The organism is Paraburkholderia sp. XV (assembly GCF_020177535.1).
GTDB classification, from domain to species: domain Bacteria; phylum Pseudomonadota; class Gammaproteobacteria; order Burkholderiales; family Burkholderiaceae; genus Paraburkholderia; species Paraburkholderia caribensis.
The window spans coordinates 22130-46556 of record NZ_JAGUUD010000027.1 but is presented as its reverse complement, the minus strand read 5'-3'; the positions used below and the strand labels follow the sequence as shown (position 1 = coordinate 46556).

Sequence of the window (24427 nt, the reverse complement as noted above, 5' to 3'; positions counted from 1 at the left end):
CTCCTGGTGATGCCTAGAAAAACTCGAGGTAGCTTTTCAGCTCCCAGTCCGAGACATGACGCATGTATTCGAGCCATTCCATGCGCTTCAATTTGAGAAACTCATCGGCAACGGGGCCGAGCGCGTCGCAGATCAACCTGTCTGATTCGAGCGCGTCGAGTGCCTGTTCGAGGTTCTGCGGCAGCACGCCGATCTGGCGTTCCTGCAACTGTTGCGGCGACCACGTGTAGAGGTTTTCGTTAGCAGGCTGACCCGGCGACAGTTCGCGCTCGACGCCGTCCAGCCCCGCTGCGATTACGGCCGCGGTCGCGAGATATGGATTGCAGGAGCCATCGGGCAGACGCAGTTCAATGCGCTCGCCGGGCATGCGCACCATCGTCGAGCGATTGTTATCGCCGTAGCTGACATAGGCCGGCGCCCATGTCGCGCCCGTCAGCGAGCGGCCCACCACGAGGCGCTTGTACGAATTGACGGTTGGATTGCACAGCGCCGTCAACGCGGGCGCATGCGCGAGCAGTCCCGCCGTGAACTGATAGCCGAGCTTCGACAGACCCATGCCGAGCGGATCGCTTTTATCGGCGAACAGATTGCGCTCGCCATCGCCGATCGACATATGCATGTGCATCCCGTTGCCCGGCCGGTTCGCAAACGGCTTCGGCATGAACGAGCAGATCATGCCGAGTTCGTTGGCGATCTCGGATGCGGCCATCTTGAAGAACACGTAGTGATCGCACGACGTCAGGCAATCGGTGTACGTGTAGTTGATTTCGAACTGACCGTTCGCGTCCTCGTGATCGATCTGATACACGTCGATGCCGACATCGCGCATCGATTCAGTGAGCTTTTCCAGGAAGACACGCGTGCGCGACAGACCCTTGTAGTCGTAGCAAGGCTTGGCGAGCGTATCGCTCGGATCGCACGGTTCGAGCACGCCCGACGCCGAGCGGCGCAACAGCGAGAACTCGGGTTCGAGGCCGGTAAAAAGCGTCCAGTTACGCTCCGTCATGCGCGCGATCTGCTTCTTCAGCGTCACGCGCGAATCGTAGGTCCACGGTTTGCCATCCACATGCCCGTCGCACACGATGCGCGCCAGCCCCGCTTGCCACGGCATCGGCGTGAGCGTCGACAGATCGCCGACGGCCATGAAGTCGGGACCGTTCGGCTCGATGCCGACGCCCCAGATCGCGAAACCGGCGAAGCCCGCGCCCGCATTCAGCACGCTCTTCAGATGCGCAACGGGCACCGACTTCGCTTTCGCCACGCCGTGAATATCGACGAATTGCGCCAGCACGTATTTCACGCCCTGCTGTGAGAGCCAGGCTTGCGCGTCTTCCGCCGTCTCGAAGCGCGGCACGCTTCCTAGCTCGTTGACGGGCAGCTTGCTCGCGTCGTTCAGGTTCATCGCCACTCCTTGCAACAACATCCTTCGCTGGTTTGAAAAAGCCACGCGACCTGCGCATGACCCGGCTGCACGAGCATGCCGCGACGCCATCGGCGCACTGCAGGCATGTCCGCATGTTCGCGGCGGAATTTATTGTTATGCAACAATGATTCCCCACATGAAACCAATCGGGCGCGACTGAGCCTTCCCTTCGATACATGGCGCAACGTCGCGATCTGCTAACCTTGCCTTTTCATCGAGGCCAACCATGCAAAACGGGGACGACAGCAAATCACCGCTCGAACGCTATCTCGGCTCGACGATCCGCGAGTTGCGTCAGTCACATGGGCTGACCATCGCGCAGGTCGCCGAACAGGCCGGTATCAGCCGCGGAATGCTTTCGAAAATCGAAAACGCGCAGACTTCTACCGGACTCGACGTACTCAACCGCATTGCGCAGGCACTCGGCGTGTCGATGTCGACGCTGTTCCGCAACTTCGACGTGCCTCAGGGCGGCGCCCAGCTCGTCAAGAAGGGCGGCGGCATGGAGGTGGTCCGCAAGGGCACGAAACGCGGCCACACCTACCATCTGCTCGCCTACGACCAGGGACCGCGCAAACTCTTCGAACCGTTCCTGATCACGATGGAAGACGAAGCAGAACGCTTCCCCGTCTTCGAACACCCCGGCACGGAATTCATCCATATGCTCAAGGGCGTGATCGAATACCGCCACGGCCAGCAAACTTACATCCTGCATCCCGGCGACACGCTCACCTTCCGGGGCGACGTACCGCATGGTCCCGAACGGCTGATCAAAACGCCGATCCAGTTCCTGTCGATCTTCGTCTACTCCCAGCCTGCCGCCGAGTGAACCGCACCTGCTTCGTCCTTCGTTATGCAACGTCCATGCCATGTTTATCAAAGGGAATCAAAAGTTCCTGCGAATAAACACTGGCGGCGCATTGCGGCATTCGGCTTCGTTCGACATCGTTTGCACTGCGATTGCGCCTGCCTGACTGCGGTGCGGCCGAATCGTGAATCTGGTGCGCATCTGCACTGACACGGTAAGGCCGGTTACGACGCTGTATCAGCGTTGCTTATAAAGTCTGCAGCGCGTCCAGCGCGCCTTCGATCATCGCGCGCACCACCGGCTGCACGCGTTCGGCGCGCGGCGGTTCATACGCGAAGGGCGCTTCTTCATGCATGTAAGTGGACTGGCACATCTCCAACTGGATTGCATGGATGCCGTCGCGCGGCGAACCGAAATGACGCGTGATATAGCCGCCTTTGAAGCGGCCATTCGCGATCCATGTAAAACCACTTTGTGCAGCAGCCGATTCGGCGGCTGCCTGCAACGCAGGTGCAGCCGTGCGGCCGTCCTGCGTGCCGAGGTTCAGGTCGGGCAGCTTGCCGTCGAACAGACGCGGCAACACGCTCGCGATCGAATGCGCTTCCCACAGCAGCACATTCGCGTGTCGTTCGCGCAGACGCGCGAGTTCCGCGCGCAGCGTGTCGTGATACGGCGTCCAGTATTGCGCGACACGCCGCTGCTTTTCATCCGGGTCCGGCTCACAGCCCGCGCGATAGACAGGCTCGCCGCGAAACGTCTCGGTCGGGCAAAGGCCTGTCGTGGTTTGCCCCGGATACAGGCTCTCGTCATTCGACGGGCGGTTCAGATCGATCACATAACGCGACACGTTCGCGCCGAGCAACGTCGCGCCCAACTCCTTCGACACGAAATCGTAGAGACGGTCGAGATGCCAGTCGGTGTCGACGAAGGTCAGCGCTGCGTCGGTATAGAGATGCCGCATCGCCGGCGGAATGCTATGTCCCAGATGTGGAATCGAAACCAGCAGCGGCGCATCGCCACGTTGCAACGTATACAGCTCATTCATTCGCATCACTCCATGAAGAATCAGCGCAGCGCGTCGTCGGGCAGTTGCGGCAACGCGCGCGCGAGCGCCGGTTGGATCGAGCGGTCGATCACGGCGCGCGTCAGCGTGACGATTTCACCAGCGAAGTCATCCCACTCGCCTTGCCGGTGCAGCACAAAAAAATCGCGTCGCCCGAGACGCCCCGACGGCAGTGGCAACACGGCTATCTCGTCGAGATAATGACGGGCCTGCCACAGGCACAGCGGCGTCGAGATCGCGAAGCCAAGGCGCGCCGCCACGAGGCTCAGCAGCGGATCGGTGGCATCGAATTCATAACGGCGCGGACTGTCGATACCCAGATGCCGCGCAAAGCGCTCCACCTGCTGGCCAATCACCGAGCGCGCCGTGTAACGGATCAACGGCAGTTCGGCGGCCAGCGTGCGCCAGTCCATCTGCGCGCGGCCCGCGATATGACTGCGCGCCACCACCGCGACGAACGCCTCGGAAAACAGCGGCACTTCGACGATGCGCGCATCGTTGAGCGTCGTCTGCGTGCACACGGCGATATCGAGTTCGCGGTCGTGCAACTGCTTCGACAGACCCGGCGTGAGTCCCGACCACAACGAAATCTGCCGCGTCGAATTGGACACCGCACGAATCAGTTCCGGACCGACCGTCGCCGCGAACGAATCGACGCAGCCAAGCCGCACGGGCAGTTTCCCCGCATTGGACGCGTCGCCGATACGCGTGGTCACCATCTGCGCATGCTCGAGCAGCGGCCCCGCCAGTTCGAGCAGCGCGCGGCCCGCGATATTCGGGCGCGGCGGACGGCTGTCGCGGTCGAACAGCGTCATGCCCTGCTCGCGTTCCAGCGCCGACACGGCCTGGCTGATCGCGCTCTGGCTCACGCCCAACTGCTTCGCCGCGGCCGTCATCGATCCCGTCTCGCACACGGCGACGAAAGCCTGCAGCGCGCGCAGATCGATTGGCGTTTGGGTTCGTCTCATCCTGACTCCAGTGTCGTCGGCGGCCCAGCACGCGCCGCCCGGCGACGACGCATGGTGCCCCTTCAAAAACGTCCCGTACTCACGATGAGCGTTTTCGGGTACGCAGCATAAGTTTGCCTAATACAAAATTCGCGTGCGCTTTGGCTTTCTAGAATCGGCTCCATTGCCCTTCCAGAGGTCTCCATGAGCCACTATGACTTTGTCGTGATCGGCGCCGGCGTGATCGGCGCGTCGGTTGCCCACCATCTCGCCGCCCTTGGCGCGAAAAGCGTGCTCGTGCTCGAGCGCGGGACGATCGGCGCGGGCACGACGTCGCAGTCGTCGGGCTTGCTGCGCACGCACTATTCCGTGCGCCAGAACGTCGAGCTGGCGCGTTCGTCGTGGTGGGCGTTCAACAATTTCGCCGAATACGTCGGCGACGACGAAGCGTCGTGCGGACTCGTCAAATGCGGCTACATGATCTGCGCGCCCGAAGGCGACAAACTCGATCCGCTGCGCGCATCGCTCGATGCACAGCGCGATATGGGTATCGAAGTGCAACTGCTCGACCGCGATGAAGCGCGCGAGCGGCTGCCGATTGCCAGCTTCGACGATGCCGCCCTGATCGGCTACGAGCCCGAAGCCGGTTTCGCCGATGCGTATCTGGTCGCGACCAGCTTCGCCAGATCGGCGCGCCGCCGCGGCGTGAAGATTATCGAAGGCGCGACAGTGACGGGCGTGATCCGCGAAGGACGCCGCGTGGTCGGCGTCGAAACCAGCGCGGGAAACTTCAGTTGCGACACGCTGATCAGCACACAGAACATCTGGACGCCCGAACTGGCCGGCTGGATCGGCGTGCCGCTGCCCGTCAAACCGGAGCGCCATACCGTCCTCGCGCTCGAATGCGACGAAGGTGCGTACACGTTCAAGATGCCCGCGTTCAAGGATCTCGGCTCGCCGGGCATGCTGTATTTCCGCAGCTATGGCGGCACTCAGATGCTCGTCTCCGAAGGCGTGGTCGGCGAGACGCTCAATGCGCCCGAGACCGAACAGGGCGACATCTCGCTCGATTACGTCGCGGAAGTCGGCGCGCAGGTTGCCGGGCGTTTTCCCGCGTATGAAACGGCAGGACTCGCATCGTCGTGGACAGGTGTGTACGACGTCACGCCGGACTGGAATCCGGTGCTCGGGAACGTCGGCGATGTCGAAGGGCTGGTGGTCGGCTTTGGCTTCTCGGGCCATGGCTTCAAGCTCTCGCCCGGTATCGGCAAGCTGCTGGCCCAGCACGCGCTCGGCCAGCCAACGGATGTCTCGCTCGCGCCTTACGCGCTCGACCGCTTCTCGACGGGCGCGCTGCTCGTCGGCAAGTATGGTTCGGGCGCCGTGTCCTGATTTCGTGGAGTCTGTCATGACCATCAAGATTCTGGTTCCCGTCAAACGCGTCGTCGATCCGAATGTGCGCGTGCGCGTCAGCGCAGCCGGTTCGATCGATACCAACGGCTTGAAGATGTCGCTCAATCCGTTCGACGAATGCGCCGTTGAAAAAGCGCTGCAACTCAAGGAAGCGGGATACGCCACCCATGTGACCGTCCTCACCTGCGGACAGTCGAACTGTCAGGACGTGCTGCGCACCGCGCTCGCCATGGGCGCCGACGATGCCGTGCTGATCGATACGGGCGGAGCCACCGCGACACTCGATTCGCTGGCGGTCGCACGTTTGCTGCACGCGTATCTGTCGGCGCACGAGGGATACGGTCTCGTGCTGTGCGGCAAGCAGGCCATCGACGACGACACGGGCGGCGTCGCCGCGATGCTCGCGGGCCTGCTCGACTGGCCGCAGGCGCTCGACGCGAGCGCGATCGACGCGGACACAAATGGCTGGCGCGTGACCTGCGGCGACGACGCGGGCACGGCGACGTGGCGTCTAGAAGGCGCTGCCGTCGTCAGCGCGGACCTGCGGCTTGCCGAACCGCGGCGTGTGACGCTGCCGAGCATCGTCAAGGCGAAACAGAAGCCGCTCAAGACGATCGATGCAAGCATCTTCAACGTGGATCTCGCGCCGCGAACCCGCCTCGTTGGCTTGAGCGATCCGCCCGCGCGGCAGGCGGGCATCAAGGTCGCGGATACGGCCGCCTTGATCGAGGCGATCGCCGCGCAGCGTGTGTTCGAACAAACAGGAGTGGCAGCATGAGATCACTTGTTCTGGTGGATATCGACAACGGCGTCGTCAGCGACGCGAGCCTACGCGTGATCGGCGCAGCGCTGCAGATCGGCAAGCCTGTCGATCTGCTCGCCTTCGACATCGACGCTGCACAAGCAGCCGCGCAAATTGCGGGCGTGGAACAGGTGCTGCTGGCGGCGTTCGATACCGCGCCGACGGCTGAGTCACTCGCTGCCGTACTGCAAGGTGTTTCCGTTTCGGCAAACTATACGTTGATCGCTGCCGCGCATCGCGCGCTGGCTCGTGGCGCGTTTCCGCGCGCAGCGGCGCGTGCGGGTGGCGCGTTTCTCGCGGATGTCACGGGTGTATCCCGCGATGGCCACTTCGTGCGCGGTCTGTATGCGGGCAGCGTCGTGGCAAACGTCGCAAGCGAAGGTGCGCTGACGTTCGCGACGTTTCGCGCGTCGTCGTTTGCGCCGGTTGCACGCGACGGCGGACACGCCGCCGTCGTGACGCTCGAAGCACCGAAAGTCTTTCGCAACACGACGCTGATCGAGCGTCATGCGACGCAGCAGGCGGGACAGGATCTGTCGAGCGCACGTATCGTTGTGGCAGGCGGTCGCGGTCTCGCATCGAAAGAGAACATGGCGCGGCTGGGCGAACTGGCGGACAACATGGGCGCTGCGCTCGGCGCGTCGCGCGCCGCTGTCGATGCCGGCTATGCGCCCAACGCCGCGCAGGTCGGGCAGACGGGCAAGACGGTGGCGCCCGACGTCTATCTGGCGTTCGGCATCTCCGGCGCGATCCAGCATCTGGCGGGCATGAAGGATTCGAAGCTGATCGTCGCGGTCAACAAGGACCCGGATGCGCCGATCTTTTCGATCGCGGATGTCGGCCTCGTCGGCGATCTGTTCGAGACGGTCAGCGGACTCGAAGCCCGCGTCGCAGCGAGGAGCGCATGATGATCGACGCACTGTCGCCTGAACGCGTGTCTGTGCAGCGTCATGGAACCACGGCGCGGCCTTCGCATCAGTCGATTCACTTCTTCGATTGCTCGAAACTTGCGCCTGAGCCATGGGCGAACGGCGGCGGCACGACCCGCACCGTTGCGCTGCAATCCGCCGACGATCACGCGGTCGACTGGCGCATCAGTATCGCGACGCTCAATGGAGCGTCGAGGTTTTCGCTGTTTCCCGGACTCGATCGCACGCTCCTGTTGCTCGATGAAGGCGCGGTGGATCTGCATTCGCAGGACGGCGCGTCCGTCGCCCGGCCTGGTCAGCCGGTGCAGTTTTCCGGTGATCTGCTGATGTGGGCGAGCATGTCCGTGCAGCCCGTGAACGTGCTCAACGTGATGACACGTCGTGGCGCGTATCAGGCCGCGGTGAGCGTCGCGACGCACTCGTTGCGTGTCACGCCGGCGTCGACTCATATCGTGCTGTGTGTTGCAGGCGAATGGCGTGTCGGTAGCTCGCTGCTCAACAGCGTGTCGCTGCAGCCGATGACGGGCATCTGGTTCGAAGGCAGGCGTGAAGAGATCGACCTGCACGCGGTCGGGCTGGGCGCCAGGCTGGTTTCGATCGCGATTGCGGGCGTGGAGCGTTGATCGATGACGGATGCGAAGTGGGTCGAGCAATATGGGCCGCGCGAGTCGATGGAATATGAGGTGGTGATCGTCGGCGGCGGGCCGGCTGGACTGGCTGCGGCGATCCGGCTTAAGCAGCGTGCTGCGCAGAGTGGTGTCGAGATCGGCGTCTGCGTGCTCGAAAAGGGTTCGGAGATTGGCGCGCACATTCTGTCGGGCGCGGTGATGGACCCGCGCGCGCTTGGTGAACTGTTCCCCGACTGGAAAGACAAGGGCGCACCTTTGAGCGTCGAAGTGACGGAAGACCGCTTTTTGTTTCTCTCTGAAACGGGCGCGAAAGCGGTGCCGAACTGGGCGTTGCCGGATAACTTCAAGAATCACGGCAACTATGTGATCTCGCTGGCGAATGTGACGCGGTGGCTGGGTCAGCAGGCTGAAGCGCTGGGCGTCGAGATTTTTCCGGGTTTTGCGGCGGCTGAAGTGCTCTATAACGACGACGGCTCGGTCAAGGGTGTCGCGACGGGCAATCTCGGCATCGGCAAGGACGGTGAGCCGACGGAAAACTTCCAGTTGGGCATGGAACTGCACGCGAAGTACACGCTGTTCTGCGAAGGCGCGCGCGGGCACCTGGGCCGCCAGCTCTCGGACAAGTTCAAGCTGCGCGATGGCGCGGACCCGCAGGTGTACGGCATCGGCATCAAGGAACTGTGGGAAATCGATCCGGCCAAGCACAAGCCGGGTCTGGTGATCCACACGGCTGGCTGGCCTTTGGACTCGCAAACGTACGGCGGCTCATTCCTGTATCACATCGACAACAACCAGGTGATGGTTGGCTTTGTGGTTGGCCTGGGCTATTCGAATCCGTATCTGTCGCCGTTTGAAGAATTCCAGCGCTACAAGACGCATCCGGAAATCCGCAAGTTCCTCGAAGGCGGCACGCGGGTGTCGTACGGTGCACGGGCGATCACGGCAGGCGGCCTGATGTCGCTGCCGAAGCTGGTTTTCCCGGGCGGCGCACTGGTTGGCGACGATGCGGGCTTCCTGAACGCCTCGCGGATCAAGGGTTCGCATGCGGCGATCAAGACGGGCATGCTCGCCGCCGACGCCACCTTCGACGCGGTGCAGGCCGGCCGTCACAACGATGAACTGGCCGCGTATCCCGAGTCGTTCAAGACTTCGTGGCTGCACACCGAGCTTTACCGCGCGCGCAATTTCAAGCAGTGGATGAGCAAGGGCCTGTACCTCGGCACGCTGATGGTCGGCATCGAGCAGAAGCTGATGGGCGGCAATGTGCCGTGGACGCTGCATCACCAGCACTGGGACCACCAGATGCTGAAACCCGCGTCGCAGTGCAAGCCGATCGAGTATCCGAAGCCGGATGGCAAGCTGACGTTCGATCGTCTTTCTTCGGTGTTCATCTCGAACACGAACCACCAGGAGAATCAGCCGGCTCACCTGACGCTCAAGGATCCGACAGTGCCCGTGAAGCTGAACCTGCAAACGTACGCCGGTCCTGAAGCACGTTTTTGCCCGGCAGGCGTCTACGAGTTCATTAAAACCGAAGAGAACGAAGACTGCTTGCAGATCAATGCGCAGAACTGCGTCCACTGCAAAACCTGCGACATCAAGGACCCGACGCAGAACATCGTGTGGGTGACGCCTGAGGGCGGTGGCGGTCCGAACTATCCGAACATGTAGCGGATTCGCTTCTGGTGCGAATGCGTCAGGGTGACTCCACCCCCTCGCTTGTCCGGAAACCTTGCGCATCTGACATTGGCGAGGCTCCGTGTTCGGTGAAGAATGGCGTTTTCAAGGAGTGCGACGACCATGCCTTACCTGCAACTCGACGTAACCGACCACTATTCAGTGGAGGACAAGCGGCGCCTGGCGCTGAAGATGAGCGAGACCTACGCGCGGATGATGTCGGTCGACATCAGGCGAATCAGCGTCGCGATTCGAGAGCTGGGCGATGGGGGTGTCTGGCGGATTCCCGAGGCCGGTGAAGAGCCCACCCCGGTCGCGGTCATGATGCTGGACATCCGAAGAGGCAGAGCGCCCGAACTTCGTATGGATGTGGCCAAAGCGCTGTGCGCGCACTGCATCGAAATTCTTGGCCTGCGTGAAGACCGGCTCAACGTCGAATTCACCCAGCATTCCGGGGATGAGATGTATCATCCGGCGCTGGGCGGCTATAGCCCGGAGTGGACGCCGGGCGAGCAGTAAGGCGAACTACGCTTAAAGCGCAAGGGGTGTGACACCCGACGCCCGCTGTATGGTTTGCGGTGGCTGACCGAATGCACGCAGGAACGCTTGACGCATCCGCTCCCGGTCACCAAAGCCTGTCTCTCGCGCAACGATCTCGATCGGGTGACGAGTCGTCTCCATCATCAGTCGAGCGGCTTCAACGCGAAGCCGCTCGACTGCCTTCGCGGGCGATTGCCCCGTTTCCTCACGAAACACGCGGCTGAACTGACGCGGACTGAGCCGTGCTGCTTCGGCCAGCCGCTCGACCGACAAATCGCTCGCCAGGTTTTCGCTCGCGTAGGCAAGTGCCATCTGAACGCGGTCTGAGCGCGGACCCATTTCCAGCAGCGCCGAGAACTGCGACTGACCGCCACCGCGACGCTGATAAAGCACGAGCTTGCGCGCGACCATGCGCGAGGTGTCCAGCCCGAAGTCGTTTTCAACGATCGCAAGCGCGAGATCCACGCCGGCGCTCATGCCGGCCGAGGTCCAGATCTGTCCATCCACCACGAAGATGCGGTCTTCTTCGAGCTGCACGTTCGGATACTGCTTCTGGAAGTCACGCGCGTGGAACCAGTGTGTCGTTGCGCGTTTTCCTTCCAGCAGACCTGCAGCAGCCAGAACAAATGCACCGGTACAGATCGACGCAATTCGCCGTGACCGGCGCGGCGCTTCCCGAAGGTAATCCACCAGCGCAGCCGAGGGAAGGCGGCATTCGTTGTCGCCCGCCACGATGAGGGTGTCGTAGCCCTCTGCGACAAGTGGTTCGCTATGAACTGAAAACCCCTGGGACGAAACGACAGGTCCGCCGTGCTCGGACACGATGCTGAACTCGTAAGCTGCTTCGCCGCGCAGCAGATTGGCGTATTCGAAGACGCTCGCCACAGCGAGCGCGAGCGACTGGAAGTTGGGATAGACGACGAGTCCGACGGTATGCATTGATGCCTCGCGAGTCATGGCCTGATTCGTTGAAGGTAGCACATAACGGACAGCATTGTGGATGAAAGCATGACCGAAATCCTTGCATATATGACATTGAGGTCGCGCGCGGCCGAGGCCAGAATTCGATCCATGAACTGACGCCCTGTTGGTTCAACCACTCACTCAAAGGATTGAAAATGACTTCCTCTACGAACGGTTTCGCGCTGATCACGGGCGCATCGGCTGGCATTGGCGCCATCTACGCTGATCGTCTCGCCAGGCGCGGCTTCGACCTTATTCTGGTGGCACGCAACCAGGCCCGACTGAACGCTCTCGCAGAGCGTCTTACGAAAGAGACCGGCCGCTCGATCGAAACGATTGCCGCCGATCTCAACGACAAGGCTGCGCTCGCGAAAATCGAGACCCTGCTTCGCGAAGACCCGCGCATCACGATGCTGGTGAACAACGCGGGCGTCGGCTCGGTCGCATCGGTTCTCGATGGTCACGTCGACTCCATGGAGTCGATGATCAACCTGAATATCACGGCACTGACGCGTCTTACCTACGCGGTTGCGCCCGCGTTCGTCGCCAAAGGCTCGGGCACCATCATCAACATCAGTTCGGTGGTCGGCATTGCAGTCGAGTTGCTGAACGGCGTGTACAGCGCCTCGAAATCGTACGTGCTGAGCTTCGGCCATGCGCTTCAGCGCGACCTCGCAGGCAAGGGCGTGCGTGTGCAGACCGTGCTGCCGGCAGCGACGGCAACCGATTTCTGGGACGTCGCCGGCTATGCGAAGCAAAAGGAAGCCGCGAGCACGATGACAGCCGACGATCTGGTGGATGCCGCGCTCGCGGGCCTGGATCAGGGCGAACTCGTGACCATCCCGACGCTGCACGATGGTGACGACTGGACGAAGTGGGAAGCCGACCGTCGCGCGCTGGCTCCCCGGTTCGCGAACGCCAAGGCCGCGCCGCGCTACACGTCGAACGCCACGCCCGCCCAGTAAGTCCGGCAACGCGTATTGCAAAAGAGCCTGATCGTGAACCTCTCTAAACTCGGCGCCGCTGCGCTCGCGATGGCCACGGCCTTTGCCTTGCCGGTGCGCGCTTCGGCACAGTCACGCGGCAAGGTTCTCGCTGCGATGTCGAGCGCGCATGAGCTCGACCTGCGCGATGCCAAGCACTACGAGACGGGCTACTACCTGAACGAGGAACATGGGCGGCACGATTGATCCGCCGACGCCGGTCGGCAACATCGCTGCGACGATCGAGGCGCCCAACCGTTCCATCACGTCGAACGGCGTGATACAGAACGACGGCAATCATCGGGACATCGGTAACGCTGACCGGCCAGAATCTCATCAACGGCATCACGACCGCGAACACCTACACACCGCGTGCGAATGCGCCGTCGCAGGTGACTTCGCTGAGCCCGGCGGTGGGCAGTCTCAATCCGCAGGCGCGGCTCGACAATCTGCCTGCGAACCTGCAGCCCGGGTCGACGCGGTTTTACTACAACCCGCAGGAAGAAGACCTGATGCTCTAGCAGGCGGCGCTACAGCTGACGGGCAAGGCCAGCTTCATCGATGGACTGAGCTACGACAGCAAGGCGGGCACATCGGTGACGGAACAGGAGAAGGCCTACCTGAATCAGAACGCGCTCGATACGCGAAAACCAATAGAGTCTGTCCGCATCAACCAGCCTGGTCTACCGTGCAGATTCGCACGGGGTATGCAAGCGGGATGCAGAACTGGAATCTGGAGTGTTAAACAGTAGCGCATGAGATGACGCATAAGTTGAACGTGAAAATGCATGCATCGGTAACGCTTTGTCAAGAATCGCTTGCTCGGTGTCTCAGCGCATTAAAGCAAAACGACGTTCGTGCCGATAACACCGATGCGACTATGCAGACGTCGTTGACGCTACACCAATGCAGTATCCCTCAAGGGGAGGTGCAAAGATGGCTGTTGGGCGGCAATGGCACAAAATAACTGTAACTGAGAGATCGATATGAAAGTCATTGCTATCACTACTTCGCTCATCAGCGCCATGCTTCTCACGGCATGTGCCGGCAACCCGACGATGACGCAACTTCCGCCGGATCGCGGCCATGATGTAACTGTCGCGCTTGCGAACGGCGTAAGCGACCTGCAGATTGACTCGGGATCTTTCAATATCTCCGACGAGGCGAAGAAGGAACTGCTTGGAGCGTTTCACACGGAGATGACGAAGATCGGCATCCCGGTCTCAGCAACGGGTGCGCCAGTGATACTGCGCGTGAGCGAATTCAAGACCCGCCCGGTGGCCGCTCGAATCCTTCTTGGCGTTTTGTCGGGGAGTGATCACATCAAGGGAACCGTGTCGGTCGCAGGAACCGGTTTTGATGTGTCAGACACGGGTGTCTCAGTCGTGGGTGGGCTGGGAGTGGTCGCGAGAAACGTGGGTACGCAAACCGCAGACGGCATCGGTCAACTCGCAGGCGTAGCGACGAAGTGAGCCCGACGGTGCACTGTCTCGGATCTCACTGATCCCTGGCAGGAGGTTTGGCTCTGCCCGGACGAGTTCGGCAACACTCTTCCCATATGCCTCCGCCCATGGACCGGGCGGAGATGCCGCCCGTGCCCTCAACGAGCTGGGTAGCGAATGGATATGGACGTATTGGGCATTGTCACCTGCCGAGGCGATGTGCGTTTATTGCGAACCCGTCGGCTACGGGAAGTACACGTCCGAGGGCGTGTGAAAACGCATCCTTAAACGCGACGCTCGAAAAAATCGACCCTCCAGATCGTGCTGTGTTGGCTTCGCAGTGCCTTGGGAAGGGTAAAGCGACACCTGAAAACCGAGTACTTTCGAGTTTTCACACGCCCTCGGCCCAATCCGAACAAGATCTCCTTCCATATCCGCAAGAGCGGTATGAGTGCAGGGTCGCGTAATTGAACTGCAAGTGATCGATGCTTACGCGTCGGCCCAGCGCCCTTGAGTCGGTCGGTGGGGGCCTCGGGAAATAGCCGGCCAAATTCGGCCGGTCGACGGCGCCGACACAATCCGCGACAATCGGACCGAAACAGTTTCGTTTTGCCTATGTACTGCCCTTACTGCTCTGCACAGTTGGGCGACGCCTGTGGACGGGATCATTGTTCAGCATTTCCGTTCGAGATCAATTCGAGCAGCTTGCATTGAGCGCGGCAGTTCTGCCCTCGGGGAATATGCCGTTCAAGCTTGGAAAATGGTTTTGCCCCTGCTGTGGCAAGCAAACTGACGACCGATTTTGCGCAACGTGCGGCCGGGTGATTACAGTTCGGCTTGCGCGCGAATTGTTGGAGTTGAATCCGCACTGACGACTATAAAGCGATATTGATGATAAACCCTCGCTGCCTAATCGACCCATATCTTCATGGCAACTCGGATACGGCCTGGAACAGCTTCCGCTTCGTAGCAAATTTGTGCATGAGGTGACGAGACTCTCTGCTACTTACCTTGCGACATCGAACGACCGATTTGCGAAGAATTGGGTGACTGCAGTGGGACGGGTTTTCCTTTTGCATGGGAGCGGCGCCCGAGGTAATCGCCGCGCCCGGTCGTGGGGCACTGGTCGGCCGCAAACAGCCGTTCAGCACCGGCGCCTCCATCGCCGACAATCCCAGCGTGACAACGAGTGGACGATTGAAACCGACACACTGGTCGTCACGCGTTTCGCCAAGCAGCACGTGAGAGAACTGCAACGGCGTGAGATAGTCGGTGTCCGCCTTGTAGATCAACACATCACACTGACCTGAAGGTAACGGATGATTGTCCGCATTACCGTTGAGGACGGGCAACAACCACGCCGTGTCCGCGCCGGACTTGAACGAAACGATATCGCCCGTGGCAACATCGAACGCTTGATCTCCGCCGTGATTGGTGTACAGGACGCTGATCGACTGTTCGATCAGGTCCGTGATTTGCAGCTTGTCGTGTTTGACGACCAGCACGTCGGCCCAGGCTGACGTAATGATTGTCGCAAGAAACGCGGCGGCGAGCGATGCAAGTCGAAAATTCATACGTGGATTTCAGTTAACGACGTTGAGACGTATAGTCCACGGTGACAGCAGTGGTCATGTTACCGTCATGCGGATTAAACGTCGTGTTTTGCGCCATGTCCACGTCGTCGCCCAGAAAACGTGCGATGTAGCGTGCATGCCCTGGCGCTCGAAAAAGCCGAAGCCGCCGCCGTTGACGAGCACCGATACGCGCCCAATAGCAGCGAAGCGGTTTTTCGAGCGCGTGCTCGCTTCCTGTGGTGAAGTACCGAGCAAGATTGTCACGGATCAGCTACGCAGCTATCCGGCGGCGAAGGCCGACATCCCCGAACTGACTGACGTCAGGCACATCTTCGTCAAGGCAGCGGCTCGCGTGAACAACCGCGCGGAGAACAGCCATCAACCAACCCGCGAACGGAAGCATCGGATGCGCGGCTTTCGTGACCGGAAACGTACCCAGGCTTTCCTGTCGAGCATCGGACCGATCCGGCAACACTTTCCGCTCAAACGACATCTGCTGCGCGCTTCGCGCTACCGCAAACAGCTTGGCGAGCGCTTTGACAGGTGGCATCGCTTTACTGGGTTGGTCCAAAATCCGTCTGCCGTCTGAGCAGACTCGCGCGAACTGTACTTTCGCGTCGTCAGCGATTTAACTCGACAACGCCCGTGCAGCCAAGCTCATTCGCGAGCCGCACCATCATCGCATCGCAACGCGCAAGTTGTTCCAGCGTGACAAACTCGTCGGGCTTGTGTCCTTGATCCATGCTGCCGGGGCCGCACACTACCGCAGGAATGCCGGCGGCGTCGTACAACCCGCCTTCCGTACCGAACGCCACGGTGCCGAACGCACGCGTTTCTGCCTGCACGCCGCTGATCGACGCGATCAGCCGCGCGCCGTCGCTGTCCGGGTCGGTGGCGAGTCCCGGATAGGCGTTGAGCTCCTCGAAACGAATGTCGGTATCCGGTTGCACCGCGCGCATTTTGGGCAAGAGCGTCTCGCTCGCATAGGTTTCGAGTTCCCGCGCCACGCTGCCTATGTCGAAGCCTGGCACCGCACGCACTTCGAAGTCGAAATCGCACTCGGCCGGCACGATATTGAGCGCGCGTCCGCCGCGAATCAGCCCCGCTTGCACGGTCGAAAACGGCGGGTCGAACCGATCGTCGCGATGCTCAGGATGCGCGAGCGTTTCGCCGATCTCCTCGAGTTTTCCGATCAAGCGCGACGCATAGTGAACGGCATTGACGCCATACGGCGCATACGCCGAATGACACGCCGCGCCGCGCACGCAGCAGCGCACCGCCATCTTCCCTTTATGGCCGAGCACCGGCTGCATCTCTGTCGGTTCGCCAATGATGCATACGCGCGGCCGAAAACCGCGCTCCTGCAATGCCGCCAACAACGGTCGTACGCCCACGCAACCAATCTCTTCGTCGTACGAAAACGCGAGATGTAGCGGCACCGCGAGCGATCCCGACCGGGCACGCTCGACGAACAGCGGCACGGCCGTCAGCACCGAGGCGAGATAGCCTTTCATGTCGGCGGTGCCGCGTCCGTAGAGGCGACCGTCTCTCTCGGTGAGTTCGAACGGCGTGACAGTCCAGTTCTGTCCGTCCACGGGTACAACGTCGGTGTGTCCCGAGAGCACGATGCCGCCATCTTTCACCGGCCCAATCGTCGCGAAAAGATTGGCTTTCGTGCGCTCCGCGTCATAGAACAACTCACTCTCGACGCCGACATCGCTCAAATAAGCCTGAATGAATTCGACGAGCGCGAGGTTCGAATCGCGGCTCACGGTCGGGAATCCCACCAGCTTCGCCAGCATGGCCTTGCTCGAAAGCGTATTCATCGCTTGATCCGAATAACAGGAGAGTGAGTTTTCATCCGCCCGTCACGCCTTTTGATACGCCAGGTAACTGCGCTGGAGTGCAATGTGATCAGCAATGTATTTCGCGTCGTGCCACACGCCGTAGATAAACGACGAAGCACGATTGGTCAATTCTGGCAGACCCAAAAAGTACACACCGGTTTCCGCCGAAATGCCGCGCTTGTGGAACGGCATACCGTTTTCGTCGAAGGCGTCCACGTCCAGCCAGCTGAAATCGAACTTGAAACCCGTGGCCCAAAGAATCGTCTTCACGCCCGCCTTCGCAAGATCGAGTTGAAGAATCGGCTGCACGATACATGCGGGATTGTCGAGCAGATTCCACGCTTCGGGTTCAGGCGGCAGATCAAGACCGTTACGCTCGACATAGGCATCGGCATCGCGCAGCACGTCGAAATAGGCCTCGTCGCCCTCGGCGATGTTCGCAGCGAGATCGTCGGCAATATGCAGCACGCCGTTCTCGTAGCCCTTCGTCAAACCGAGCACCGTGATGCCGCTGTGCGCGAGACGGCGAAAGTCCATCGTCTTGCCGCCGTCGTAGCCGCTCACGGCGAACGCCACGTGCTTCTTCTTCGGCTTGATCTTGATCTCGTCCCACTTGCCGAGTACACCCAACCACCACACGTAGTCGCGGTCACGATACGAACGCGGCGGACGGTAATGCTCGCCGATCGAGAGATACACGGTTCTGCCGCTCGCACGCAGTTCTTCCGCGATCTGCGAACCCGACGCGCCGCCGCCCACGACCAGCACTGCGCCGTCTTCGAGTTGACCCGGATTTTTATACGCCGACGAATGAAGTTGCTGAATGCCTGCATCGGCGGGAACGATGTTCGGATATTGCGGCACCTGAAATGGACCGGTCGCGGCCACCACGCGCTGCGCCTCGATCACGCCTTCCGAAGTCGCGATGATAAAGCCAGGCCGATTCTCGCAGCGCTTCACGTGCCTGACTTCCACGCCGGTACGCACTGGTGCCTTGATCATCTTCGCGTAATCCTCGAAGTATTGCGCCATGCGCTCCTTCGGCGGGAAGACGTCCGGGCCGACATCGTCGAATTCGAGGTTCGGAAAGCGGTCGTGCCACGCCGGGCCGTTGGCGACCAGCGAATCCCAGCGCTCCGAGCGCCAGCGTTCCGCCACGCGCTTGCGTTCAAGAACGATATGAGGGACGTTCATCTGCGTGAGGTGCTCGCTCATGGCAATTCCGGACTGTCCGGCGCCGATCACCAGCGTATCGATTGCTTCAACTGACATGTTTGACCCTGAAAGAGGACTGAGATTGAACAGGCGGTTCATTGGATGGGAAGTGTGCTCAAGGTCCGCGCCGCTGATAACCAGCATTTTTGAAGGCGAGACTTCGGAAAAACCAAAGAGGTCGCCCGGCGCTTCGCGCGCTCCTCCGTTTTTCCGACGCCTGCCCTCAAGATTCGCAAACGGCATCCGCTCGCTTTTCTCGTATCCTTCGATGCAAGTTTTTATCCGGTAACGCCACGCATCGAGCGCGCAGACAAAAGACTTCCATGAAATCCGACGATTCCTCCGCACGCAGTCCCGCCCGCCCATCGACGTCCGGCTCGCCGGTTGCCGTCAGCATGGAAGGCGTGGTCGCGAAGTACCGCGAGCAGACCATCCTGCACGATCTGTCGCTCAAAATCGGTCAAGGCGAATTCATCACGCTGCTCGGCCCCTCGGGTTGCGGCAAGACCACGCTGCTCAATCTGATTGCAGGCTTCACGCAGGCGAATAATGGCGAGATCTTTATCGACGGCAATCTCGTCACCGACCTGCCACCGCACGAGCGCGAAATCGGCATCGTGTTCCAGAACTACGCGTTGTTTCCGCACATGGATGTCGCGCGCAATATCGGTTACGGGCTGCGCATGCGCGGCGTGCCGAACGCCGAAATCGCGCAGCGCGTGGAAGCGGCCATGCAGCTCGTCAAGCTGGGCGGGCTCGGCCATCGCAAGCCGCGCGAACTTTCGGGCGGCCAGCAGCAGCGCGTCGCGCTCGCACGCGCGCTGGTCATCAAGCCGAAGGTGCTTCTGCTCGACGAACCGTTCTCGGCGCTCGACAAGAGCCTGCGCGGCGCGATGCAGGTGGAGATTCGCGAGATCCAGCGCGAACTCGGCGTAACGACCGTGTTCGTCACGCACGATCAGGGCGAAGCGCTCAGCATGTCTGATCGCATCGCGGTGATGTCGCGCGGACGCATTTGCCAGATCGCCACGCCCGACGAGGTGTATCGCCGCCCGACCGATCCGTTCGTGGCGTCGTTCCTCGGCGACGTGAACATCCTGCCCTCGCATTTTCACGGCGAAGACGCCACGCATCTGCATCTGCGCCTGGGCGGCGGTATCGTGAGCCTGGAGCGCGAGCGCCTCGTGGGCGGGGAGCACGGCGGCGGCCGCATGGATATTTACGTGCGCCCCGAACATATTCACTTCGAGCCGCTGGGGGCGGATTCGGTGCTCACGGGCACGGTGGTCAATCACGTGTTCCAAGGCGACCACGTCGATACCTATGTCGATATAAACGTCGTCGCCGACGGTTCCCAGCGCGTCATGGTGCGCACGTCAGGCCTCGATTCGATCGAGCGCTTCCCGATCGGCACGGTCACCGCGCTGGCGCTGCCGCCGCGCAACATGACCGTATTCCCCGAAGCCACAGCTTGAACGCGCCCGTCATGATGATTCCACTTTCCATGCAAGCCGTCGTCGCCCGCGAACCGGGCGGACCCGAAGTGCTCGCGCTCGCCGAGCGCGCCGTGCCTACGCCCGGCCCCGGTCAGGTGCTGCTACGCGTGCGCGCGGCGGGCGTCAACCGGCCCGACATCATGCAGCGCGAAGGCCGCGCCAAACCCGCGCCCGGCGCCACCGATGTGCTCGGTCTCGAAGCGTGCGGCGAAGTCGCCGCGTGCGGCGCCGGCGTGCACCGCTTCGCACCGGGCGCGCGCGTCATGGCACTGTTGCCCGGCGGCGGTTACGCGCCGTGGTGCCTCGCCGACGCGAATCACTGCCTGCCCGTGCCCGCCACGCTCGACGACGCTGAAGCCGCCGCGTTACCCGAAGGCCTGTTCACCATCTGGCACAACCTGTTCGAACTCGGCGCACTCAAGATGGGCGAAACCGTGCTGATTCACGGCGCGGCCGGCGGTATCGGCACCCTTGCGATTCGCATGGCGCACGCGGCGGGCGCGACCGTCATCGCCACGGCCGCACGCAGCGACCGGCTCGACACGCTGCGCGACATGGGCGCGGCGCTCGCGCTCTCTTATCGCGAGACCGACTTCGTCGCGGCATGCGACGAAGCCACTCAGGGGCGCGGCGTCGACGTCGTGCTCGACATGGTCGGCGGTGATTACGTGCGCCGCAATCTCGACGCACTCGCATTTGGTGGACGTCATCTCAGCCTCTCGTTCCTGCAGGGCTCGCAAGTCAACATCGAATTACTGACGCTCATGCAAAAGCAACTGAGCCTGCATTCGTCCACGCTGCGCCCGCAAGCCGACGAAGAAAAATCCCGTATGGCGCGCCTAATCGAGCGCCACGTGCTGCCACTCGTCGCCGACGGCCGCGTGCGTCCGCGTGTGCACCAACGCTTAGCGCTCGCCGAAGCTTCCGAAGCGCATCGTCTGCTCGAATGCGGCGACGTGTTCGGCAAACTGGCGCTCGTGCCATGAGCGACATGCAACTGCTCCACGCGCCCACTTCGCCCTATGTCCGCAAGGTCATGGTCAGCGCGCACCTTTTGGGACTCGCCGAACGCATCGCGCTGCTGCCGAGCGCCGCGAATCCGATCGTACGCGACAGCCGCATTGCCGCGCACAATCCGCTCGCGAAAGTGCCCACGTTGATTCTCGCCAACGGGCACGCGCTCTACGACAGCCGCGTGATCTGCGAATATCTCGACAGTCTTGCGCCCGCCTACGGTTTGTTTCCGCAGAGCGGCCCGCTGCGTTGGCTCGCGCTTAGCCATCAGGCGCTCGGCGACGGCCTGCTCGACGCCGCCCTGCTAGCGCGCTACGAATACACGGCGCGCAAGGCCGAAAAACAATCGCACGACTGGCGCGCCGCGCAGTTGACGAAGGTACACGCGTGCCTTGCGGAGATTGAAAAAGACGCGCCCGCGCTCGCCACGGAACACCTCACCATCGGCGAAGTCACGCTCGGCTGCTCGCTGGGCTACCTTGACTTCCGCTTTCCGGAACTCGCATGGCGCGACGCCCATCCCGAATCGGCGCGCTGGCATGCTCAGGTTCACGCGCTGCCCGCCCTGCAAGTCACACTTCCTTACGAGCTTTGAACGCACGCTCATGACCGACATTTCTTCGACGCAAACCGTCTGGTTTCTGAACGGCCCCAACGCGAATCTCTACGGGCTCGACGCCAACCACGTGTATGGCAGCGACAGCTATCTCACGCTCAAGGCTCGCTGCGAAGGGAAGGCCGCCTCGCTCGGGCTCGCGCTAAATTTCGTGCAATCGAACTGGGAGGGCCAACTGGTCGACTGGATTCAGGAAGCGCGCGGCACGGCCAGCGGCATCATCATCAACGCGGCGGGCCTGACCTATTCTTCCGTGCCCATTCTCGACGCGCTGCTGTCCTTCCCCGGAAAGATCGTTGAAGTGCATATGAGCAACATCTGGCGCCGCGAGAGCTTCCGGCATCACTCGTATATTTCGAAAGCCGCCGACGGCGTGATCGCCGGTTTGGGCGGCGACGGCTACGAGTTTGCCATCGAGGCCATGTCCCGTTTGATCCAGCGCCCGGTATGAGCACGATTCCCGAGGATACCTCTCACGGCACGCTCGTTTTTTATAGCAATTTCGACGACTTCGACACGTGGAAGCGCGCACTGCAAACGCAGCTTCGCGGCTTGCGGGTGGTACGCGCGAACGAAGTCACCGATCCGCGCGAGATTCACTTCGCGCTGGTGTGGAAACCGCCCGCTGGCTTTTTCCAGTCGATGACGAACCTGAAGCTGATCGTCAATCTCGGCGCAGGCGTCGATTCGCTCACCGCGCGCGACGACTTGCCCGCGCACGTGCCGATCACGCGCATCAGCGATCCGAACATGGCACGCATGATGGCCGGCTACGTGCTGTTCGCCACACTGCGGCACGCGCGTGAGATTCCGCATTTCGAAGCGGCGCAACGGCGCGGCGAATGGGCGTACCGGCATCCGCGCAATCCCGAGGACATTCGCGCGGCCGTGCTCGGTTTGGGCGAACTGGGCGCGCTCGCCGCGAGCGAGTTGCGACGCCAGGGCTTGACGGTGCTCGGCTGGTCGCGCAGCCCGCGCGAGATCGACGGCGTGCAGTGTCACTCGGGCATGGACACGCTCGATAGCGTGCTCGGTCAGGCCGATATTCTCATCATCATGTTGCCGCTTACCGCCGATACACACGGCTTGCTCGATCGCGACCGGCTTTCGAAATTGCCTCGCGGCGCCGCCATCGTTAATGTGGCGCGCGGCGCGATTGTCGATCAGCCTGCGCTCACGGCGTTGTTGCAAAGCGGTCATATCGGTTCGGCCACGCTCGACGTGTTCGAGAAAGAGCCGCTGCCGAGCGACGATCCGCTGTGGTCGATGCCGAATGTACTCATCACACCGCATCTCGCTTCCGTGGCGATTCCCGCTTCGGCCGCTCGGCAGGTCGCCGCCAATCTACTGTGCGTGTCCAGCGGGGAAAGCCTCACAAGTCAGGTCGATGTGCGGCGCGGTTATTGAGCAAGGTTAGATCGTCGTGGCTGCTTCCTGCACCGCCATGCCATGCACGGCCAGCAAGGCGGGCGTGAGATCAGTGGGTTCCGCGCCCCCCAAGCTACGCATGCAAGTCTGCATTCCTTGTGCAGCATAGCGAGCACGTCGGTGGCGCCAGAACGCCCCGCCGCCGCGAGTCCATAGAGGGGTGCGCGGCCGAGCAGCGCGCCATGCGCGCCCAACGCCACGGCCTTCGCGATATCGCTGCAGCGCCGAATGCTCCCATCGACGAATACTTCCGCCCTGCGCGGCGCTTCGCTCACGGTTTGCGCGAGCAGATCCAGCAGGCTACGCACACCGTCGGGTTGCCGTCCCGCGTGATCCGGGAGCACGGTGCAACCAACATCGTGTTCGAACCCGCGGCGCGCATCGCTCACGCTTTGGTATCGAGCGCGAGGCAGGACCGCCGTATCGCGCAGAATCAGATGGCGCGCGCCGGCGCGGCGCAATTCTCCACGCTGATGCACCCCTACGCGCGCGGCGCGCACGCTTCTTCCGCGTCGCGGCGAAATATGCCGCTGATGCCGCGGGGTCCGACCACGGCGAGCCATGCCGCTGCGCGGCCCGCGAGCGTCGTGCACGTGTCGAGCGTGGGCACGTCGCGCCGCACGTGCGGCTCGACGCCAGCGCCTTGAGTGCGGCGCGATTGCGGTGCAGCGTGAGTTCGCTTGCGGCACCGCCCTCGTGATACCCGAAGGCGAACTTCGGCAGAAAGCGTCGCGCCGCGAGATGATAGTTCGCCACATCCGAGAAAATCATGCGTGTCCTTCTCGCGCGTGGCCGCTCAAGGGCTTTCCTCGATATTCAGGATCTTGCCAAGACCGAGGAAGTAATTGGCGAACGCGAGCAAACTGGCCGTCACGACGATATACACCACGGAAAGCGCCGCCAGCGTGGGATCGGCGAACTCGCGCACGTAGTTGTACATGGTCACGGGCAGCGTTTGCGTGCTTTCTGTCGTGATAAACAGCGAGGCCGTGAATTCGTTGAACGACAGAATCGCCGCGAACAGCCAGCCGCCGAACAAGCCCGGCCCGAGCAGCGGCACCACCACCGTGAACAGTACTTTCATGGGGGGCGCGCCAAGGCTGGCCGCCGCGTGTTCGAGCCGCTCGTCGAGGTTTTCCATCGACACATAAACGCTGCGCAACACGAATGGCAGCACCAGAATCACGTGGCACAGAATGAGGATCGCATAGCCGCGATCGAGCCCGACTTGAGCGACCAGAATCAGCAGCCCCAAACCGATCGTGAATTGCGGCACGACCATCGGCATCATCAAGATGGCTTGCAGCGCGTCCTTGCCCTTGAAGTCGAGCCGCTTGACCGTAATGGCTATGCCCGTGCCAATCACCAGTGCGATCAGGGAAGCCCAGAACGTGACGACCAGACTCGAATGAAAGCCCGACTGAAAGTCGGAGTACGTAAGCACGCGTGCGAACCATTGCAGCGACCAATGCTTGGGCGGAAACGCAAGTATCGCCTTGTCGTTGAACGCAGCCAGCGTCACCACGATGACCGGCAACAACATGAACGCGAGAATCGCCGCAATCAACAGCGGGCCGGCAACGCGCAACGGCCAGGGCAAGCCGTGTCTGATTTTCAT

Annotated in this window: 23 protein-coding genes and 3 pseudogenes; 17 read left to right on the top strand and 9 right to left on the bottom strand. The window is 61.9% G+C overall.

What is annotated here, in order from left to right:
- Positions 1–13: 13 nt before the first annotated feature.
- Entirely contained in the window at positions 14–1402 is a 1389-nt protein-coding gene (gene glnT / locus KFO72_RS15930; RefSeq protein ID WP_225032531.1) for a type III glutamate--ammonia ligase, read from the bottom strand.
- Between the two features lie 247 nt (positions 1403–1649).
- On the opposite strand from glnT, the gene KFO72_RS15925 reads away from it, so the two are divergent.
- A complete protein-coding gene (locus tag KFO72_RS15925) occupies positions 1650–2252 on the top strand; it encodes a helix-turn-helix domain-containing protein (protein ID WP_054931109.1) in 603 nt (200 codons plus the stop codon).
- A 226-nt stretch (positions 2253–2478) separates the two neighbouring features.
- On the opposite strand, the gene hutG is transcribed toward KFO72_RS15925, so the two are convergent.
- Both hutG and KFO72_RS15915 read right to left on the bottom strand, forming a co-directional pair.
- Entirely contained in the window at positions 2479–3276 is a 798-nt protein-coding gene (gene hutG, locus KFO72_RS15920; RefSeq protein ID WP_225032530.1) for an N-formylglutamate deformylase, read from the bottom strand.
- Between the two features lie 20 nt (positions 3277–3296).
- Positions 3297–4262: a LysR family transcriptional regulator gene (locus KFO72_RS15915; RefSeq protein WP_054931147.1), complete on the bottom strand. Its 966-nt coding sequence runs from the start codon at positions 4260–4262 to the stop codon at positions 3297–3299.
- Between the two features lie 183 nt (positions 4263–4445).
- Here KFO72_RS15915 and KFO72_RS15910 point away from each other — a divergent pair, with 183 nt between their 5' ends.
- The 6 genes from KFO72_RS15910 to KFO72_RS15885 all read left to right on the top strand — a co-directional run bounded on the left by KFO72_RS15910 (position 4446) and on the right by KFO72_RS15885 (position 10210).
- Entirely contained in the window at positions 4446–5633 is a 1188-nt protein-coding gene (locus KFO72_RS15910) for an NAD(P)/FAD-dependent oxidoreductase (RefSeq protein ID WP_060609053.1), read from the top strand.
- 22 nt (positions 5634–5655) lie between these two features.
- Positions 5656–6432, top strand: coding sequence for an electron transfer flavoprotein subunit beta/FixA family protein (locus KFO72_RS15905; RefSeq protein WP_062918920.1), 777 nt, complete (start codon positions 5656–5658; stop codon positions 6430–6432).
- Positions 6429–7364, top strand: coding sequence for an electron transfer flavoprotein subunit alpha/FixB family protein (locus tag KFO72_RS15900; protein WP_225032529.1), 936 nt, complete (start codon positions 6429–6431; stop codon positions 7362–7364). The genes KFO72_RS15905 and KFO72_RS15900 overlap by 4 nt, the downstream gene beginning before the upstream one ends.
- Positions 7361–8008, top strand: coding sequence for a HutD family protein (locus KFO72_RS15895; RefSeq protein ID WP_224102109.1), 648 nt, complete (start codon positions 7361–7363; stop codon positions 8006–8008). Before KFO72_RS15900 ends, KFO72_RS15895 begins: the two co-directional genes overlap by 4 nt.
- A gap of 3 nt (positions 8009–8011) precedes the next feature.
- A complete protein-coding gene (locus tag KFO72_RS15890) occupies positions 8012–9685 on the top strand; it encodes an electron transfer flavoprotein-ubiquinone oxidoreductase (protein ID WP_225032528.1) in 1674 nt (557 codons plus the stop codon).
- Between the two features lie 129 nt (positions 9686–9814).
- Positions 9815–10210 carry a tautomerase family protein gene (locus tag KFO72_RS15885; RefSeq protein WP_060609060.1) on the top strand — a complete coding sequence of 132 codons (396 nt, stop codon included), beginning with the start codon at positions 9815–9817 and terminating at the stop codon, positions 10208–10210.
- Between the two features lie 12 nt (positions 10211–10222).
- On the opposite strand, the gene KFO72_RS15880 is transcribed toward KFO72_RS15885, so the two are convergent.
- Entirely contained in the window at positions 10223–11170 is a 948-nt protein-coding gene (locus KFO72_RS15880; RefSeq protein WP_225032544.1) for a GlxA family transcriptional regulator, read from the bottom strand.
- Between the two features lie 179 nt (positions 11171–11349).
- Between KFO72_RS15880 and KFO72_RS15875 the strand changes: the two genes are divergently transcribed.
- From KFO72_RS15875 to KFO72_RS15865, 4 genes and pseudogenes are all read left to right on the top strand, one after another.
- Positions 11350–12159 carry an SDR family NAD(P)-dependent oxidoreductase gene (locus KFO72_RS15875; RefSeq protein ID WP_060609065.1) on the top strand — a complete coding sequence of 270 codons (810 nt, stop codon included), beginning with the start codon at positions 11350–11352 and terminating at the stop codon, positions 12157–12159.
- 33 nt (positions 12160–12192) lie between these two features.
- Complete coding sequence (locus tag KFO72_RS15870) at positions 12193–12384, top strand: hypothetical protein (protein WP_225032527.1); 192 nt, start codon at positions 12193–12195, stop codon at positions 12382–12384.
- Positions 12371–12827: pseudogene (locus KFO72_RS42545) on the top strand (adhesin); the annotation flags it as partial. The gene KFO72_RS15870 and the pseudogene KFO72_RS42545, both read left to right, overlap by 14 nt.
- Positions 12828–13163: 336 nt before the next feature.
- Positions 13164–13649 carry a hypothetical protein gene (locus KFO72_RS15865; RefSeq protein WP_176957072.1) on the top strand — a complete coding sequence of 162 codons (486 nt, stop codon included), beginning with the start codon at positions 13164–13166 and terminating at the stop codon, positions 13647–13649.
- Between the two features lie 896 nt (positions 13650–14545).
- Here KFO72_RS15865 and KFO72_RS15860 read toward each other — a convergent pair.
- A complete protein-coding gene (locus tag KFO72_RS15860) occupies positions 14546–15193 on the bottom strand; it encodes a hypothetical protein (protein WP_054931118.1) in 648 nt (215 codons plus the stop codon).
- Positions 15194–15392: 199 nt separating this feature from the next.
- On the opposite strand from KFO72_RS15860, the pseudogene KFO72_RS15855 reads away from it, so the two are divergent.
- Positions 15393–15782, top strand: a pseudogene (locus KFO72_RS15855) (DDE-type integrase/transposase/recombinase); the annotation flags it as partial.
- Between the two features lie 31 nt (positions 15783–15813).
- On the opposite strand, the gene argE reads toward KFO72_RS15855, so the two are convergent.
- Complete coding sequence (gene argE / locus KFO72_RS15850; protein WP_225032526.1) at positions 15814–17019, bottom strand: acetylornithine deacetylase; 1206 nt, start codon at positions 17017–17019, stop codon at positions 15814–15816.
- A gap of 42 nt (positions 17020–17061) precedes the next feature.
- A complete protein-coding gene (locus KFO72_RS15845) occupies positions 17062–18312 on the bottom strand; it encodes a flavin-containing monooxygenase (protein WP_060609076.1) in 1251 nt (416 codons plus the stop codon).
- 266 nt (positions 18313–18578) lie between these two features.
- Here KFO72_RS15845 and KFO72_RS15840 point away from each other — a divergent pair, with 266 nt between their 5' ends.
- From KFO72_RS15840 to KFO72_RS15820, 5 genes are read left to right on the top strand one after another with little or no spacing between them, the layout of a single operon-like run.
- A complete protein-coding gene (locus KFO72_RS15840; protein WP_060609078.1) occupies positions 18579–19730 on the top strand; it encodes an ABC transporter ATP-binding protein in 1152 nt (383 codons plus the stop codon).
- Between the two features lie 11 nt (positions 19731–19741).
- The gene (locus KFO72_RS15835; protein WP_224102114.1) at positions 19742–20737 is read left to right on the top strand and encodes an NAD(P)H-quinone oxidoreductase; all 996 of its coding nucleotides are present in this window, start codon (positions 19742–19744) and stop codon (positions 20735–20737) included.
- A gap of 5 nt (positions 20738–20742) precedes the next feature.
- Positions 20743–21360: a glutathione S-transferase gene (locus tag KFO72_RS15830; RefSeq protein WP_054931152.1), complete on the top strand. Its 618-nt coding sequence runs from the start codon at positions 20743–20745 to the stop codon at positions 21358–21360.
- Between the two features lie 10 nt (positions 21361–21370).
- Entirely contained in the window at positions 21371–21832 is a 462-nt protein-coding gene (locus tag KFO72_RS15825) for a type II 3-dehydroquinate dehydratase (protein ID WP_176056923.1), read from the top strand.
- On the top strand, positions 21829–22788 hold the full coding sequence (locus KFO72_RS15820; RefSeq protein WP_225032525.1) for a 2-hydroxyacid dehydrogenase: 960 nt from the start codon (positions 21829–21831) through the stop codon (positions 22786–22788). Before KFO72_RS15825 ends, KFO72_RS15820 begins: the two co-directional genes overlap by 4 nt.
- 140 nt (positions 22789–22928) lie before the next feature.
- Here the strand turns inward: KFO72_RS15820 and KFO72_RS15815 are convergent.
- Both KFO72_RS15815 and KFO72_RS15810 read right to left on the bottom strand, forming a co-directional pair.
- Positions 22929–23372, bottom strand: a pseudogene (locus tag KFO72_RS15815) (alpha-hydroxy-acid oxidizing protein); the annotation flags it as partial.
- A 233-nt stretch (positions 23373–23605) separates the two neighbouring features.
- Complete coding sequence (locus tag KFO72_RS15810) at positions 23606–24427, bottom strand: ABC transporter permease (protein ID WP_060609084.1); 822 nt, start codon at positions 24425–24427, stop codon at positions 23606–23608.

Bases quoted from the DNA above. Each gene is read 5' to 3' on its own strand.
- glnT (WP_225032531.1), bottom strand. From the start codon at position 1,402: ATGAACCTGAACGACGCGAGCAAGCTGCCCGTCAACGAGCTAGGAAGC.
- KFO72_RS15925 (WP_054931109.1), top strand. From the start codon at position 1,650: ATGCAAAACGGGGACGACAGCAAATCACCGCTCGAACGCTATCTCGGC.
- hutG (WP_225032530.1), bottom strand. From the start codon at position 3,276: ATGAATGAGCTGTATACGTTGCAACGTGGCGATGCGCCGCTGCTGGTT.
- KFO72_RS15915 (WP_054931147.1), bottom strand. From the start codon at position 4,262: ATGAGACGAACCCAAACGCCAATCGATCTGCGCGCGCTGCAGGCTTTC.
- KFO72_RS15910 (WP_060609053.1), top strand. From the start codon at position 4,446: ATGAGCCACTATGACTTTGTCGTGATCGGCGCCGGCGTGATCGGCGCG.
- KFO72_RS15900 (WP_225032529.1), top strand. From the start codon at position 6,429: ATGAGATCACTTGTTCTGGTGGATATCGACAACGGCGTCGTCAGCGAC.
- KFO72_RS15895 (WP_224102109.1), top strand. From the start codon at position 7,361: ATGATGATCGACGCACTGTCGCCTGAACGCGTGTCTGTGCAGCGTCAT.
- KFO72_RS15890 (WP_225032528.1), top strand. From the start codon at position 8,012: ATGACGGATGCGAAGTGGGTCGAGCAATATGGGCCGCGCGAGTCGATG.
- KFO72_RS15885 (WP_060609060.1), top strand. From the start codon at position 9,815: ATGCCTTACCTGCAACTCGACGTAACCGACCACTATTCAGTGGAGGAC.
- KFO72_RS15880 (WP_225032544.1), bottom strand. From the start codon at position 11,170: ATGCATACCGTCGGACTCGTCGTCTATCCCAACTTCCAGTCGCTCGCG.
- KFO72_RS15875 (WP_060609065.1), top strand. From the start codon at position 11,350: ATGACTTCCTCTACGAACGGTTTCGCGCTGATCACGGGCGCATCGGCT.
- KFO72_RS15865 (WP_176957072.1), top strand. From the start codon at position 13,164: ATGAAAGTCATTGCTATCACTACTTCGCTCATCAGCGCCATGCTTCTC.
- KFO72_RS15860 (WP_054931118.1), bottom strand. From the start codon at position 15,193: ATGAATTTTCGACTTGCATCGCTCGCCGCCGCGTTTCTTGCGACAATC.
- argE (WP_225032526.1), bottom strand. From the start codon at position 17,019: ATGAATACGCTTTCGAGCAAGGCCATGCTGGCGAAGCTGGTGGGATTC.
- KFO72_RS15845 (WP_060609076.1), bottom strand. From the start codon at position 18,312: ATGTCAGTTGAAGCAATCGATACGCTGGTGATCGGCGCCGGACAGTCC.
- KFO72_RS15840 (WP_060609078.1), top strand. From the start codon at position 18,579: ATGAAATCCGACGATTCCTCCGCACGCAGTCCCGCCCGCCCATCGACG.
- KFO72_RS15835 (WP_224102114.1), top strand. From the start codon at position 19,742: ATGATGATTCCACTTTCCATGCAAGCCGTCGTCGCCCGCGAACCGGGC.
- KFO72_RS15830 (WP_054931152.1), top strand. From the start codon at position 20,743: ATGCAACTGCTCCACGCGCCCACTTCGCCCTATGTCCGCAAGGTCATG.
- KFO72_RS15825 (WP_176056923.1), top strand. From the start codon at position 21,371: ATGACCGACATTTCTTCGACGCAAACCGTCTGGTTTCTGAACGGCCCC.
- KFO72_RS15820 (WP_225032525.1), top strand. From the start codon at position 21,829: ATGAGCACGATTCCCGAGGATACCTCTCACGGCACGCTCGTTTTTTAT.
- KFO72_RS15810 (WP_060609084.1), bottom strand. From the start codon at position 24,427: ATGAAAATCAGACACGGCTTGCCCTGGCCGTTGCGCGTTGCCGGCCCG.